The following is a 13,867-nucleotide window of genomic DNA, read 5'->3' on the forward strand; positions in this document are numbered from 1 at the left end:
ATCGATTAATCGCGGCGGTGCCCTCCCCAGGCGCTGTTGGTAACGTCAGGAGGATTCCCCCATGCAGACCCGCGCCGGCCTTTCGGTCGATGATCGCCTCGCCGCCTTTGTCGAGGAAGAGGCGCTTGCCGGCACCGGCATTGCCGCGGACACCTTGTGGCAGGGCGCGGCGGCGATTTACGATCGCTTCACGCCGGAGAACAAGGCGCTGCTCGCCCGGCGCGAGGAGCTGCAGGCGGCGATCGACCAGCGCTACATGGCGGGCGAGCCGGTCGACGAGGCGTTCCTGAGGCAGATCGGCTATCTCATCCCCGAGCCGGCGCCGTTCACCATCGGCACCGAGAATGTCGATGCCGAGATCGCCACCATGGCCGGGCCGCAGCTGGTGGTGCCCAGCCTCAACGCCCGCTTCGTGCTGAACGCCGCCAATGCGCGCTGGGGGAGCCTGTATGACGCCCTCTACGGCACCGATGCGCTGCCGGGGGCGGCGAAGCCAGGCGGCTATGATGCGACACGCGGCGCGCAAGTGATCGCGCGGGCGCGGGCATTCCTGGACGAGACGCTGCCGGGCTGGGAAGCGGCTTTGACGGGCGGCGACTGCCCGCATCGCTTCGCCAGGTTCGATAAGGGCGTGATGTTCGTCCACAACGGGCTGCACATCGAGATCGTGGTCGATCGCGACCACCCGATCGGCAAGACCGACCCGCTGGGGATCGCCGACGTGATCCTCGAATCCGCGCTGACGACGATCGTCGACCTGGAAGACTCGGTCGCCGCCGTCGACGCGGAGGACAAGGTTGCGGCCTATCGCAACTGGCTGGGCCTGATGCGCGGCGATCTGGTCGAGACGTTCGAGAAGAATGGCGCGACGCTGACGCGCAAGCTCGCCGGCGACCGCGCCTATCAATCGCCGAGCGGATCGAGCTTCACGCTGCCGGGCCGATCACTCCTGTTCGTGCGCAACGTCGGCCATTTGATGACGACGCCGGCACTGCGGCTGGCCGATGGCAGCGAAGCGCCGGAGGGCGTGCTCGACGCGATCGTCACCTCGCTGATCGGGCTGCATGACCTGAAGCGGCTCGGCAGCTTGCAGAACAGCCGCGCCGGATCGATCTATATCGTGAAGCCCAAGATGCATGGGCCGGACGAGGCGGCGTTCACCAATCGGCTGTTCGATGCGGTGGAGGATCTGCTCGGCCTCGACCGCCACACGATCAAGGTGGGCGTGATGGACGAGGAACGCCGCACCTCGGCCAACCTCGCCGCCTGCATCCATGCGGTGCGCGACCGGATCGCCTTCATCAACACCGGCTTCCTCGACCGTACCGGGGACGAGATCCACACCGCGATGCGCGGCGGGCCAGTGATCCGAAAGGCGGAGATGAAGGGCGCCGAGTGGATCAGGGCCTATGAGGATCGCAACGTGCGCATCGGCCTTGCCTGCGGCCTCAGCGGCAAGGCGCAGATCGGCAAGGGCATGTGGGCCGCGCCCGACATGATGGCCGACATGCTGGAGCAGAAGATCGCGCATCCGAAGAGCGGCGCGAATACCGCCTGGGTGCCGTCACCCACGGCGGCGACGCTCCACGCGCTGCACTATCACCAGGTCGACGTGTTCGCGCGGCAGAAGGAGATCGGGGGCGAAGCGCCGCCGCCGCTCGCCAAGCTGCTGACCGTGCCGTTCGCCGCCGCAGGGCGAAACTGGACGCCGGAGGAGATCCGCGAGGAGCTGGACAACAATTGCCAAGGGATCCTGGGCTATGTCGTGCGCTGGATCGACCAGGGCGTCGGCTGTTCCAAGGTGCCCGACATTCATGACGTTGGGCTGATGGAGGACCGCGCGACGCTGCGCATTTCTTCGCAGCATCTCGCCAACTGGCTGCTGCATGGCGTGTGTGCCGAGGAGGAAGTGGACGCGGCGCTCGACCGCATGGCGAAGAAGGTCGACGCGCAGAATGCGGGCGACCCGCTGTATCGGCCGCTCACGCGCGAGGGCTTCGCCTTCCAGGCGGCCCGCGCGCTGATCTTCGAGGGCGTTACCCAGCCGTCGGGTTACACCGAACCCCTGCTCCACCGGTTCAGACAGGAAGCCAAAGCCGCTTGATCGTGTGATCCGTTCGTTCCTCCACCGGATGATGGTGGAGGGCGAATGGACAACGCTCTACCCATCGCGACGGTGGCATTCTCGTGACGCCGCGGCTAAAGGGCCGCGCATCCGCCACAGCCGAAGAGCATCGCTGAGCCTCATGCGAGTCGCCGTCGCTTCCGATCACGCCGCCGTGTCGCTGAAGGCGACGCTTGTCACCTGGCTGCGCGAGGCTGGGTATGATGTTCTCGACCTTGGTCCCGCTACCGACGCGCGGGTCGATTATCCCGATTACGGCTACAAGCTGGCGGAGGCGATCGCATCGGGCGACGCGGCGCGCGGCATTGCCCTGTGTGGATCCGGAATCGGTATTTCGATCGCCGTGAATCGCAATCCGGCGGTGCGCTGCGCACTCGTCTCCGACCCGCTCGCCGCCGCTTTGTCGCGCGAGCATAATGACGCCAATGCCATCGCCATGGGCGCCCGCCTGATCGGCGAGGACATGGCCAAGGCGTGCGTCACTGCCTTTCTCGACACCGCCTTTGCCGGCGGCCGCCACGCCCCCCGCGTCGATAAGCTCGGCGCGCCTGATTTCCAGAAGGAGCCAGCATGAGCACCAATCCGACCACGCTGAACGAGGTTCAGCCTGATGGCTTCTTCACCCGCGGCCTCGCCGATGCCGATCCTGCCGTGTTCGCCGGTGTCGAGCATGAGCTGGACCGGGAGCAGACGCAGATCGAGCTGATCGCATCGGAGAACATCGTCTCCAAGGCGGTGCTGGAGGCGCAGGGCTCGGTCTTCACCAACAAATATGCCGAGGGCTATCCAGGCAAGCGTTACTATCAGGGCTGCCACCCGTCAGACGAGGTGGAGCAACTGGCGATCGACCGCGCCAAGCAGCTGTTCAACTGCGGCTTCGCCAACGTCCAACCGCACTCGGGCGCGCAAGCGAACGGCGCCGTGATGCTGGCGCTGGTGAAGCCGGGCGACACGATCATGGGCCTCAGCCTCGATTCGGGCGGGCACCTGACCCATGGCGCGCGCGCCGCGATGAGCGGCAAGTGGTTCAACGCGGTGCAATATGGCGTCACGCCCGACACGCACCTCATCGACTATGACGCCGTCGAGAAGCAGGCGATCGAGACTCAGCCGAAGCTGATCATCGCCGGCGGCTCCGCCTATCCGCGCCACATCGACTTCGCCCGTTTCCGCGCGATCGCGGACAAGGTCGGTGCCTTTTTCATGGTCGACATGGCGCACTTCGCCGGCCTGGTCGCTGGCGGTGTCCACCCCACGCCGTTCGGCCATGCGCATGTCATCACCACCACCACGCACAAGACGCTGCGCGGGCCGCGCGGCGGCATGATCATGACCAACGACGAGGCGATCGCTAAGAAGATCAACTCGGCGGTGTTCCCGGGGCTTCAGGGCGGCCCGCTGATGCATGTCATCGCCGCGAAGGCCGTGGCCTTCGGCGAGGCGCTGCAGCCGGAGTTCAAGAGCTATGCCGCCGCCGTGGTCGAGAACGCCAAGGTGCTGGCGGCGACGCTGAAGGAGCGCGGCGCGGCGATCGTATCGGGCGGCACCGACACGCACCTCGCGCTGGTCGATCTCACCCCGCTTGGCGTCACCGGCAAGGATGCGGACGAGGCGCTGGAGCGTGCCGGCATCACCTGCAACAAGAACGGCATCCCCAACGATCCGCTGCCGCCGGTAAAGACCAGCGGCATTCGCGTCGGCACCCCGGCGGGCACCACGCGCGGCTTCGGCACGGCCGAGTTCCGCGAGATCGGCAACATGGTCGCCGACGTGCTCGATGGCCTTGCCAAGAACGGCGAGGCGGGTGACGCCACGGTCGAGGCGGCGGTGCGGGAACGAGTTCGCGCGCTGTGCGCTCGTTTCCCCATCTACAAGTGAGGTGAACGTGTCCAAGATCGAGGAAGTCCAGACCAACGTCCAGAACACGCCGGGGCTCGGCAAGAAAATGGCAAAATATGGTGCGATCGGCGCCGTGATCGCCATCCCGGTGCCGTTCGTCGGCCCCGTGCTGGGTGCGCTGGTCGGCGCCGGCGTTGCCTATGCGCGGCGGGACAAGATCTGACTGACGGTTGAAGAGCCGGTCCGCCTTGGCGGGATCGATCCGCTTCGGCGTTGCCCCGTTTGAGGCGACGTTCGAGGATGGCGATCCATTAAGGCGGATCACGGCAACTGATGGATTGAACTGACCCATGCGCTGCCCCTTCTGCGGCCACGACGCGAGCCAGGTGAAGGACAGCCGGCCCACCGACGACGGCGCGGCGATCCGCCGCCGTCGCCAGTGCGAGGGCTGCGCCGCGCGCTTCACCACCTTTGAACGTATTCAGCTGCGCGAGCTGACCGTCGTGAAGTCGGAGGATCGGCGCGAACCGTTCGACCGCGAGAAGCTGCTCCGCTCGATCGGTATCGCCGCGCGCAAGCGGCCGCTGGACACGCTTGCGATCGAGCGGCTGGTGAGCGGGATCCAGCGTCAGCTGGAAACCAGCGGCGAGGCCGAGGTCACGTCCAAGCGGATCGGCGAAATGGTGATGGACGCGCTGAAAGGCCTGGACTCTGTGGCCTATATCCGTTTCGCCAGTGTCTATCGCGATTTCAGCGAGGCCCGCGACTTCGAGGAATTCGCCGGGACCGTAGAAGAAGCCGGTCGGAGCTGAGCGGCGGCTTTCGGATCGGGTGCTTGTGTCGGCACCCGGTCGCCGGATAGGCGCAAGCCATGACTGCTGATGCTTCACAATCGCCCGTTATCGTCCTTGTTCGGCCGCAGCTCGGCGAGAACATCGGCAAGGCGGCGCGTGCCATGCTCAACTTCGGGCTGACGGAGATGCGGCTGGTCGCCCCTCGGGACGGATGGCCAAACCCAGCCGCTGGCCCTGCAGCATCCGGCGCAGACATCGTGCTCGCCAATGCCAAGGTGTTCGATTCGGTGGCGGAAGCAGTTGCTGATTGCCCGCACGTTTACGCCACCACGGTACGTAAGCGGGGGATCACCAAACCTGTCGTGACCCCTGAAGAAGCGGCTGGGCAAATGCGTGCGAGCCCCGGCCGCAGCGCTATCCTATTCGGACCGGAGCGGTCGGGGCTTGAGACCGAGGACGTCGCGCTGGCGCGCAGCATCCTGACTGTCCCGATCAATCCCGAGTTCGGCAGCCTGAACCTGGCCCAAGCGGTGATCCTGGTCGCCTACGAATGGTCCAAGGGCGAGGCGCTGGCGTCGCCGCCGGAAGTGGCGCTTGATCCCCCTGCGCCGCAGGAGGAGCTGGAAGGCATGATCGGGCAGCTGGACGCCATGCTCGAACAGGCGAACTTCTTCTTCCCGCCCGACCGCACGCCGGCCACCCGGCGCACCCTGCGCACGCTGCTGACCAAACCAGGCTGGAGCAGCCAGGAAGTGCGTACGCTCCGCGGGGTCCTGTCGGCGCTGAGCGGCGCAAAGGCGAAACGATCCAGCTGATCCGCAGGGTCATTCGAACGCGCACCGTCAGTCCAGGCGTTCGGCGTCGCGGGCGATGATCTGTTGCCAAGCCGGCTGGCGAAACACGCGCGCGCCGACGAATCGGGCGCCGGCGCGGGTGACATGAACCCGGTCCTCGCTGAGAATCCGGCCCTGTGAGTCGAAGATCGGCATATGCCGGCCATCAGGCGACAGCGCGGCGATCACGTCCACGTAAAGCCCGGCTGGGGTGATCGCGCGATACAGCCGGCTCGCGGCGAATGCCTGGTTCGAGAGCTGAACACGCGCCGCTGCTCGTTCGTTCAAGGGCAGGCGAGCGTAGGGATTGAGGTTCGTGCCGAAATCCTTGGGGCCGATGAAGACGATTTTCCCGTGCAGATCCGGATCGCCCGCCAGTTGCCGGCCGTCACAGGTCTGGCGTGGCTTGTGGTCGTACACGAGCACGACCAGGGTTGCCGCCGTGACAAGTGCGCGCTTGCCGGCACTGAGCCGTTGGCCCTCGCATAGATCGAGGTCGTCGCGATACACGATTGCATAGCCGGGCAATGCATTCGCCTCGCGGATCATGTTCACGAAATCACGCCCCGTGCTGTTTCCCAGAACAAGCGCCCGCTGCCGCGCGCCAGGGGGAAAGCGATCGACCTTCATCTCGAGCACGCGCATGTTGTACGCCTTGTACGTAGCCGGCCGGTCAGCGTCTGGCGCGACATCGAACCGCTGCGGCAGGCCACCGCGCAAGTGCAGGGCGGCTCCGAGCACCAGCAAAGCGAACGCTGAGGGCGCCAGCACCGCAGCGATGGTGCGGAAGCGCATGGACCGGCTACGGAATGGCCGCTCCACGAAGCGCCAGCTGACCCATGCGAGGGCCAGGGCAACGGGGATGAGGGCGACGAACTGCCAGATCGCTGGCGGATTGCTGCTCGCGATCCGCAGAAAGGCGAACAGCGGCTGATGCCAGAGATAGGTACTGTAGCTGATCAGCCCGATGCCCACCATCGGTGCCGACGAGAGCAGGCGGTGCACCAACCCTGCGCGGCAATATAGCAGAATCAGGGTAGTGCCGGCGACCGGCAGCAGCATCGCCGGGGAAGGCGACGGCGAGCCTTCGGAAAGCGTGAATACGGCAGCGGCGATCATCAGCAGCCCGAGGAGCGATAGCGTGCCGGACCCACGTTGGCTTTCAGGCGAGCGGATCGTTGCTGCCCAGCCACCCGCTGCTAACTCCCACGCGCGGGTGTGCAGCAGGTAGAAGTTGCCGACCGGGTGCGCGCGAATGCTCCAGAGGCATAGTGCGAAGCTGACGACGCCGATCGCGGCGAACGCCAGGGGCACATGCCGCCGCGAGTATCGATGCACCCCCGCCAGCAGCAGGGGCACGACGATGTAATATTGCTCCTCGACGCCCAGGCTCCAGGTGTGGAGCAACGGCTTGAATTGTGACTCCATGTCCCAATAGCCGCTGGTGATCGTCAGCAGGATGTTGTTCGAAAATAATGTGGTGGCGACGACGCTCTGCCCCAGGTTCTGGTAGGCATCAGCGCTCATCAGAAACCATCCGGCGATCAGGCAGGCGGCCATGACGACGAAGAGGGCAGGCAGCAATCGTCGTGTGCGGCGTTCATAGAAGCGCAGAATGGAAAAGCGTTGCTCGTCCAGTTCCGACACGATGATGCCGGTAATCAGATAGCCGCTGATGACGAAGAATATGTCCACGCCCACGAAGCCGCCGGCAAACAGCGAAAGGCCGGCGTGGCTCAACAGAACTGGCAGGACTGCGACAGTTCGCAGCCCGTCGATCTCACGACGATGCTTCACTCGAGCGCCCCCTTGCCCGTTCGGGATGTGGTAAACGAGCAGCGCCTACTTTGTCAGCAAGCAACGCTGGGAACAGCTATCAAGGCGACGATTACAACCGGAATGGTTGCTTCAGGCGCTGACGCGGCGATGGTGGTTTGAACTAGCCGGACTTTCGGCAAGTCGATCGCCATATAGCGGATACAAATTTGATTTAGCCGCATGTTGCGCGGGTCAGATATGGACCTGTGCCAAGTCGCTTTTGATCTTCGTCACCTTCGCGCTACCACCAGGTATGTCCCTAAGCGGTACAGCATGCTACACGGGGCCGTTTTCACATTAACCATCCCTCGCTAACCGGCAGTCTTCTTTGGGGAAGGAAGATATGCTGCAGAGTCGGAAGTCTGGTGCGGTCGGTAAAGCGCTGAATTTCAGCGACTGTGAGGCGAAAGCCTTCGTTGATATCTGCTACCACGCGATCTTCGGCCGAGCGCCCGATGCGTCTGGGATGGGCCAATATCGCGAGATGATCCTGAAAGCGCCGGATCGAGAAACGCTGATCGCCGTCGTTCGTTCGATGGTGATGAGCGAGGAGGCTCGCAAGTTCCGTGAGCACCACCTTGCGCTGACGAAGCGCTGAACGATACCCTCCCCAAAACCTTGTAAGGACTAGCACCAGGGAAGCGTCGCGAAGAGGCCAGCGTAAATATTTGGCCGACTGACGATCGCGAGCGGCGCCATGGAGGCGGGCTGCGCGTTGTCAGGCGGTTATTTGTATTGCGAGGGCGCTTGTCGGCTTTTCTCCACGCGATCGGGACTGCAGTTCCCGGCCACGACGTGCATCCGATCTTCATCGCCTGGGCGCGGCAGCGGCTGGGCGGCGGCCGTGAGGCGGCATTGTTCGATCGCATGGCGGCGCGAGCGGGCATTGCGCACCGTTGGTCGGTGCTGTCGGAGGCGTCCGATCCCACCGGGCCGAATGGCCTGTACGGTGCAGATCGATGGCCGGGCACCGCGGCGCGGATGGACATCTACGCCCATGCTGCCCCGGCGCTGGCATTGCGCGCCATAAGCGACCTGGGCGACAAGGTGAGTCTACAAGGGATCACACACCTGGTGGTGGCGAGCTGCACCGGCTTCGTCGCGCCTGGCATCGATCAGATCATCGCTGCCCGGCTCAACCTGCCGGCATCAACAGAGCGAGTTCTGATCGGCTTCATGGGGTGTTATGCCGCCGTCGCGGCATTGCGCACGGCGCGGCACATCGTGCGTTCCGATCCGGCCGCGCACGTGCTCGTCGTCACCGTCGAACTCTCGTCGCTGCACCTGCAGGAAACGGACGATCTGGAGGCGCTGCTCGCCATGCTACAGTTCGGCGATGGCGCGGCGGCTGCGCTGGTCAGCGGCGAGCACGGGGGTATCGAGCTTGGGCAGCCTTTTGCAACAACACTGCCCGACAGCGCCGACCTGATCCGTTGGACCGTGACCGACCACGGCTTCGCGATGCATTTGTCGGGCGAGGTACCCGGGCGGATCGCTGCAGCGCTGGCCGATGCCAACTTCGCCCTGGCGATCACCGGCGGGATGCCACCTTCGGCAGTGGATGCATGGGCCGTCCACGCAGGGGGACGCTCCATCCTCGACGCCGTTGGGCGGTCGCTCAATCTGCCCGAGGATGCCCTTTCTGATTCGCGTGCGGTATTGTCGGACAATGGCAACATGTCGTCCTCCACGCTGATGTTCGTCCTGGCGCGGATGCTCGGCCGGCCGATCTTCGGACAGGGTGTGGCGCTGGCGTTCGGGCCGGGTCTGGCCGCGGAAGGCTTCCGCTTCGCGAGCGCGGCATGAGCCTGGCGACGCGTCTCGACGCGACCGAACTGATGGATGCCGACGACCTCGACCCCGAGGTTTACGCCGCAGTCGTGGGAGACCTCGCCCGCGTAAATACCGTGACGCTGGCGGCCAGGCCGACTCTTGCGTTTCTGAACCGGGTGGCGGGGGCGAGGCAGCGCCTGCGCATCCTCGACGTCGGTTTTGGCGACGGCGACATGCTGCGACGGATCGAACGTTGGGCTGCGCGACATGACCTTGCCGTCGATCTGGTCGGGGTCGATTGCAATCCGCGCAGCGAAGCGGCGGCGCGCGAACATACACCTGTCGGGTCGCAGATCCGCTGGATCACGGGGGATTACGCTCAGCTGGCCGATCAGAATTGGGACGTAATAATCTCGAGCCTTGTCGCTCATCACATGACTCAGGACGAATTGGTCGCCTTTCTGCGCTTCATGGAGGCGCATGCTGGAGTGGGTTGGTTCATCAACGACCTGATGCGTCACACGCTTGCGCATCGCGGCTTCCCGCTGCTGGCGCGGATCGCGCGGTGGCATCCCATTGTTCGGCATGATGGGACGGTGTCGATCGCCCGTTCGTTTCGCCCCGCCGACTGGGTGGCGTTGCTCGCCGACGCCGGGATCGTCGGGGCACGCATAACTCGCGTCTTTCCATTTCGGTTATGCGTAGAGCGCCGGCGCTGATCGTCGGCGGCGGCCCGGCAGGGGCGACGCTGGCGCTCCGGCTGGCATGCATGGGCATACCGCATCTTCTCGTGGAGAGGACGCGAGAAACGCCGGATGCGTTGTGCGGCGGCTTTCTCAGCTGGCATATGCTGGCGATGCTGGAGCGGCTCGGCATCGAAGGCGAGGCGCTTAATCCGCTCACCGTGACGCGCGTTCGGCTGATGACGCGCGGCGCGGTGGCGGAAGCGCCGTTGCCCTCGCCGGCGAGGGCCGTGTCCAGGCGCCGGCTCGACTCCCTCTTGCTCGCTGCCGCAGAACGCGAAGGAGCGATGATCGAGCGCGGCATCGGCGTGCGTGGGGTTACGGACGGCGTCGCCCGCCTGGATGACGGCGCATGCATCGGGGCCGACACGCTGTTCCTGGCCAGTGGCAAGCACGATACGCGCGGTCTGCCGCGTCCGCCGGAAGCACGCGGCGATGATCCAACGCTGGGGATACGGGTCCGTCTAGCCCCGGGGATAGCGCTGGATCGATTGGTGGGCGACGCAATCGAATTGCATCTGATGGATGGCGGTTATGCAGGCCTGGTCCGGCAGGAGGATGGCAGCGGCAACCTGTGCATGGCGGTGCGCCGGTCGCGCTTGCAAGCGGCGGGCACGCCCGACCGGCTGCTTGACGCGCTGGGAAGCGAGCTGCCGGCGCTGGGCGAACGACTGGCGCTACGGGAACCGGGCGCCGGGATCGATGCGGTGGCAAACGTGCCCTACGGCTGGCGCGCCACCTCAACCACGCCCGGCGTCTTCCGGCTCGGCGATCAGGCGGGGGTCATTCCTTCCCTCGCCGGCGAGGGGATGGCGATCGCTGTGGCCAGCGCGCTTGCCGCCGCCGATGCCTATAGGGCCGGCGGGACTGCGGCCGCCCTGTCGTTCCAGCGACAACTAGCCGAACGACTGCGCCGGCCGATCGGGATCGCCGCCGCAGCTTGGCACGTGGGCGAACAGCCTTGGCTGCGCGGACTGAGCGTTCGTCTGGCGCGACTTTCGCCCGCTTTGTTGCCGCTGCTGGCGCGTGCCACCCGCGTCTGAGCCGCTACGGCGTCTTACTGATAGCCGCCGTTGTTCTCGCGCTCTTCGGCGGCGTCCTCCTGCACTTTCTCCATCTCCTCTTCCTTCTCGGTCTCGTTCGGCTTCTCGGATCCGGGATCGTTGATCATGTTGCGCTCCTTCGATCAGGCAAAATTGCCGAGCTTGTCGGCTTGGTCATCAGGCAAGTCATGCTCGCTCGGCTGATCGGCCGGCGTGGGCATGGTCGGTTCCGTCGACATGTCGCCCGGGTCGGGTTCATTGCCGGGGATGCGGGTCGGATTCATGATCATCTCCTGCGCCAGTAGCGCGACAACGCACGAGCCGGCCGAATGGACGGACGCAGGTGGTCAGCGTGCCGAGGCAGGAGTCGGGCCGCAGAGATCAGCGCCCGGTCGATCCTGCCGAGGCTTGCGGATGCTCGCGTTCAGCAGCTTCGGTCATCTCGCCGACACGGACCTTGGGCGTTCGGATCGAGCTTGATGCTGCGCGCTCGTGCGATCGTGCCGCGCTGTCTGATTGCTGCAGTGCTGGGGATGAGCAGCGATCGCGGCTGCGTGAAGGCTCGTCCTATTTCGTGGCTGGCGTGCCGGGCAGCTTGATTCGCCTTAGCCGCTTTAGCGTGGCTTTCGCTTCTTTCGGTGCCGCCTGCATGAAGAGCCTGAACAGATCCTCTTCCGACATCGAGTCGTTTTCGATGCCGATCGGAAGGGCAACTGGTTGCCGGGCGCGAACACCGGGCTGTGCTTCAATTACGATCGCCCGCCACGTCATGCCAACCGGCGGTTCGCCGAGATCGCGGTTGAATTCCAGCGGCACCGCATTGCGCAAACGGATGCGGCGATCGGCGCGCTGGTCAAACCACGCAGCATCGCCTTGCATCGCCACCTCAATGACCCGCTCGTGGAGCGCTTTGACTTCACCCATGCTCATTCCTCCGGCTGGTCGACCATGTCGCTGAGCGGGAAGGCGGGCAATAGGATGATGGCGCGAAGGGCAATTGCCAATTCAGCCGCTGGTGGCAGCGGACGCCGGATCCTCAGTGCGGTTACACAAGCTTCCGACGTTAGGCTGACCGGCGCGCGCCAGGAGCACGATCACGGCGCCGTTACAACCACTTAGCTGTAAGAAGTGGTGCCCAGGGACGGGATCGAACCGCCGACACTGCGATTTTCAGTCGCATGCTCTACCAACTGAGCTACCTGGGCACACCGACAGAACGTCGGGGAGCGGTCCCCCTAATCGGCTGAACGGCCGCTGTCCAGCCCATCCGGATCGATCTGTGCGCCCGGAATGCGATATCCTTCGCCGAGCCATTGTAGCAGGTCGCGATCCTTGCAGCGACGCGAGCAGAAGGGGGCGTTCGCGGGATCGCTGGGATGCGCGCAGAGGGGGCAGGTGTCGGTCATTCGTCGAATATGGGAGTACGGCCGGTGCGTTGCACGAGCGCGGCGATCCAATCTGGCCGGCCGGTGATGCGATCGCGAACGGCGGCGGGCAGGCGAAATCGGCTAGACGATGAGGCGGGCGTGCGTTCGATCTGGCGCAACGCGGCCCGGGCTGCAGCACCGATGGGGTCCGCGCGAAGTATTTCGGCCACGGACGGGTGAAATCGGCCACGCACGATCTGCAGGAAGCCAAAGCCGTTCACGGCAGTTCGCTCGAAGGGCTGGGGAAGCCGCGAATCGATCGCCGCGGCGACCGCATGCCGTGCGTCGCGCCCGGCGAGCGTGGGAAAGTCGATGCCGATCGAACCGCCGATGTCGAGGCGCTCGATCGCGGCGGCGACCGCGCCGGCAGCGCGTACGGCAAGCGAATCGAGTGGCGGGTCGCCATCGACGTCGAACAGGGCCATGGCCGGGGTCGGCCAGAAGCGAAGCATTCCGCCGGGAAAGGAGATGTCGCCGGTCAGCGCCTCCTCCAGCACCTCCGACCAGCCAGCGGCCTCCAGCGCGTCCGGTTCGTGGGGGCGCAGCTCGCGTACGGGAGCGTCGGTCAGGCGTTCGCGCAGCGTAGGCGCGGGGCGGGCGGAAACATCGGTGCTCCGGCCACGCGGCAGCTTCGGGCGGCCGGGCTCCGGAATGGCGGCGCGGGTGATTTCAACCCGGATGGCAGCGCCAAGAGTAACGCCAGCGGGCGGACGGGAAAGGGCGACCTCCTCACCACTGTCGAGCCGGGCAAGGCTGCGCTCGATCAGCCGCGCGGGGGCAATGAGGCCGGGCATCGGGCCGGCGCCGTCCACCGCGATCCGTGCGCGTACGATCCGGCCATCATCGTCGATCAGGGCGGCGCGCTGCTCGCCAATACCGGCTTCGAAGAGCCACTCAGCCAAGGATGACGCCCGCCGTCACCAGCAGCGCACGGGTTTCGAACAGAGGCAAGCCGACCACACCCGAGTAGGAGCCGTCGATGCGACGAACGAACCCCTCGGCGCGGCCCTGAATCGCGTAACCGCCCGCCTTTCCCATCCCTTCGCCGCTGGCGACATAGCTGGCGATCTCCGCCTCGCTCAGCGGCTTGAAGGCGACAATCGTGTCAGAAAGCCGGGTGCGCGTCTTGCCGGTGCCATCGACCACGACCACGGCCGACAGGCAATGGTGGCGGCGGCCGGAGAGCAACCGGAGCATCGTGACAAGATCACGCTCGTCAGCGGGCTTGCCGAGGATCCGCGGGCCAACGGCGATGCTGGTATCGGCGGCGAGAACAACCTCACCATCGGCGCGCGGAACGGCAGCGGCCTTCGCCGCGGCAACGCGCAGAACATAATCACGCGGACGTTCCGCCTTCAGCGGCGTTTCATCGACGTCAGGGGCGACCACGCGCACGGGAACGACGCCGATCTGGGCAAGCAGCGCCAGCCGACGAGGCGAAGCGGAGCCTAGGATCAGATCGGCGGGCAAAG

At 65.7% G+C, this 13,867-nt stretch carries 16 protein-coding genes and 1 tRNA gene; 10 read left to right on the top strand and 7 right to left on the bottom strand.

All coding sequences use genetic code 11. The features are described 5' to 3' along the window. The first annotated feature begins 61 nt into the window (after positions 1–61). From LK535_RS15765 to LK535_RS15790, 6 genes are all read left to right on the top strand, one after another. Positions 62–2,104, top strand: coding sequence for a malate synthase G (locus tag LK535_RS15765; RefSeq protein WP_227772885.1), 2,043 nt, complete (start codon positions 62–64; stop codon positions 2,102–2,104). Between the two features lie 142 nt (positions 2,105–2,246). After that, positions 2,247–2,699 carry a ribose 5-phosphate isomerase B gene (rpiB, locus tag LK535_RS15770; protein WP_227772886.1) on the top strand — a complete coding sequence of 151 codons (453 nt, stop codon included), beginning with the start codon at positions 2,247–2,249 and terminating at the stop codon, positions 2,697–2,699. After that, positions 2,696–4,003 (top strand): serine hydroxymethyltransferase, encoded by a 1,308-nt coding sequence (gene glyA, locus LK535_RS15775; protein ID WP_227772887.1) that lies wholly within the window; start codon positions 2,696–2,698, stop codon positions 4,001–4,003. The genes rpiB and glyA overlap by 4 nt, the downstream gene beginning before the upstream one ends. Before the next feature lie 7 nt (positions 4,004–4,010). Beyond that, a complete protein-coding gene (locus LK535_RS15780) occupies positions 4,011–4,187 on the top strand; it encodes a hypothetical protein (protein WP_227772888.1) in 177 nt (58 codons plus the stop codon). A gap of 127 nt (positions 4,188–4,314) precedes the next feature. Continuing rightward, the gene (gene nrdR / locus LK535_RS15785) at positions 4,315–4,776 is read left to right on the top strand and encodes a transcriptional regulator NrdR (protein WP_227772889.1); all 462 of its coding nucleotides are present in this window, start codon (positions 4,315–4,317) and stop codon (positions 4,774–4,776) included. 59 nt (positions 4,777–4,835) lie between these two features. Further along, positions 4,836–5,573, top strand: a complete 738-nt coding sequence (locus LK535_RS15790) for an RNA methyltransferase (protein ID WP_227772890.1) — start codon at positions 4,836–4,838, stop codon at positions 5,571–5,573. 27 nt (positions 5,574–5,600) lie between these two features. On the opposite strand, the gene LK535_RS15795 is transcribed toward LK535_RS15790, so the two are convergent. Further along, a complete protein-coding gene (locus LK535_RS15795; RefSeq protein WP_227772891.1) occupies positions 5,601–7,388 on the bottom strand; it encodes an acyltransferase family protein in 1,788 nt (595 codons plus the stop codon). A 364-nt stretch (positions 7,389–7,752) separates the two neighbouring features. Here LK535_RS15795 and LK535_RS15800 point away from each other — a divergent pair, with 364 nt between their 5' ends. The 4 genes from LK535_RS15800 (at position 7,753) to LK535_RS15815 (ending at position 10,968) form a co-directional block, all read left to right on the top strand. Continuing rightward, positions 7,753–8,007, top strand: a complete 255-nt coding sequence (locus LK535_RS15800) for a DUF4214 domain-containing protein (protein ID WP_227772892.1) — start codon at positions 7,753–7,755, stop codon at positions 8,005–8,007. Positions 8,008–8,156: 149 nt separating this feature from the next. Beyond that, positions 8,157–9,215: a type III polyketide synthase gene (locus tag LK535_RS15805; protein ID WP_227772893.1), complete on the top strand. Its 1,059-nt coding sequence runs from the start codon at positions 8,157–8,159 to the stop codon at positions 9,213–9,215. Next, entirely contained in the window at positions 9,212–9,901 is a 690-nt protein-coding gene (locus LK535_RS15810; RefSeq protein ID WP_227772894.1) for a methyltransferase domain-containing protein, read from the top strand. Before LK535_RS15805 ends, LK535_RS15810 begins: the two co-directional genes overlap by 4 nt. Continuing rightward, positions 9,880–10,968, top strand: a complete 1,089-nt coding sequence (locus LK535_RS15815; protein WP_227772895.1) for an NAD(P)/FAD-dependent oxidoreductase — start codon at positions 9,880–9,882, stop codon at positions 10,966–10,968. Before LK535_RS15810 ends, LK535_RS15815 begins: the two co-directional genes overlap by 22 nt. A gap of 143 nt (positions 10,969–11,111) precedes the next feature. Here the strand turns inward: LK535_RS15815 and LK535_RS15820 are convergent, their stop codons facing one another. The 6 genes from LK535_RS15820 to LK535_RS15845 all read right to left on the bottom strand — a co-directional run bounded on the left by LK535_RS15820 (position 11,112) and on the right by LK535_RS15845 (position 13,865). Then, on the bottom strand, positions 11,112–11,252 hold the full coding sequence (locus LK535_RS15820; protein WP_227772896.1) for a hypothetical protein: 141 nt from the start codon (positions 11,250–11,252) through the stop codon (positions 11,112–11,114). 283 nt (positions 11,253–11,535) lie between these two features. Next, positions 11,536–11,892 carry a hypothetical protein gene (locus tag LK535_RS15825; RefSeq protein WP_227772897.1) on the bottom strand — a complete coding sequence of 119 codons (357 nt, stop codon included), beginning with the start codon at positions 11,890–11,892 and terminating at the stop codon, positions 11,536–11,538. Between the two features lie 205 nt (positions 11,893–12,097). Continuing rightward, a tRNA-Phe gene (locus LK535_RS15830) sits at positions 12,098–12,173 on the bottom strand. Between the two features lie 30 nt (positions 12,174–12,203). Next, positions 12,204–12,374 carry a DNA gyrase inhibitor YacG gene (locus LK535_RS15835; RefSeq protein ID WP_227772898.1) on the bottom strand — a complete coding sequence of 57 codons (171 nt, stop codon included), beginning with the start codon at positions 12,372–12,374 and terminating at the stop codon, positions 12,204–12,206. Then, a complete protein-coding gene (locus tag LK535_RS15840) occupies positions 12,371–13,297 on the bottom strand; it encodes a ribonuclease (protein WP_227772899.1) in 927 nt (308 codons plus the stop codon). Before LK535_RS15840 ends, LK535_RS15835 begins: the two co-directional genes overlap by 4 nt. Beyond that, on the bottom strand, positions 13,290–13,865 hold the full coding sequence (locus LK535_RS15845) for a Maf family protein (protein ID WP_227772900.1): 576 nt from the start codon (positions 13,863–13,865) through the stop codon (positions 13,290–13,292). The genes LK535_RS15840 and LK535_RS15845 overlap by 8 nt, the downstream gene beginning before the upstream one ends. Positions 13,866–13,867 lie beyond the last annotated feature (2 nt).

It is taken from the genome of Sphingomonas sp. IC4-52, assembly GCF_020707225.1.
In the GTDB taxonomy this organism is placed as follows: Bacteria; Pseudomonadota; Alphaproteobacteria; order Sphingomonadales; family Sphingomonadaceae; genus Sphingomonas.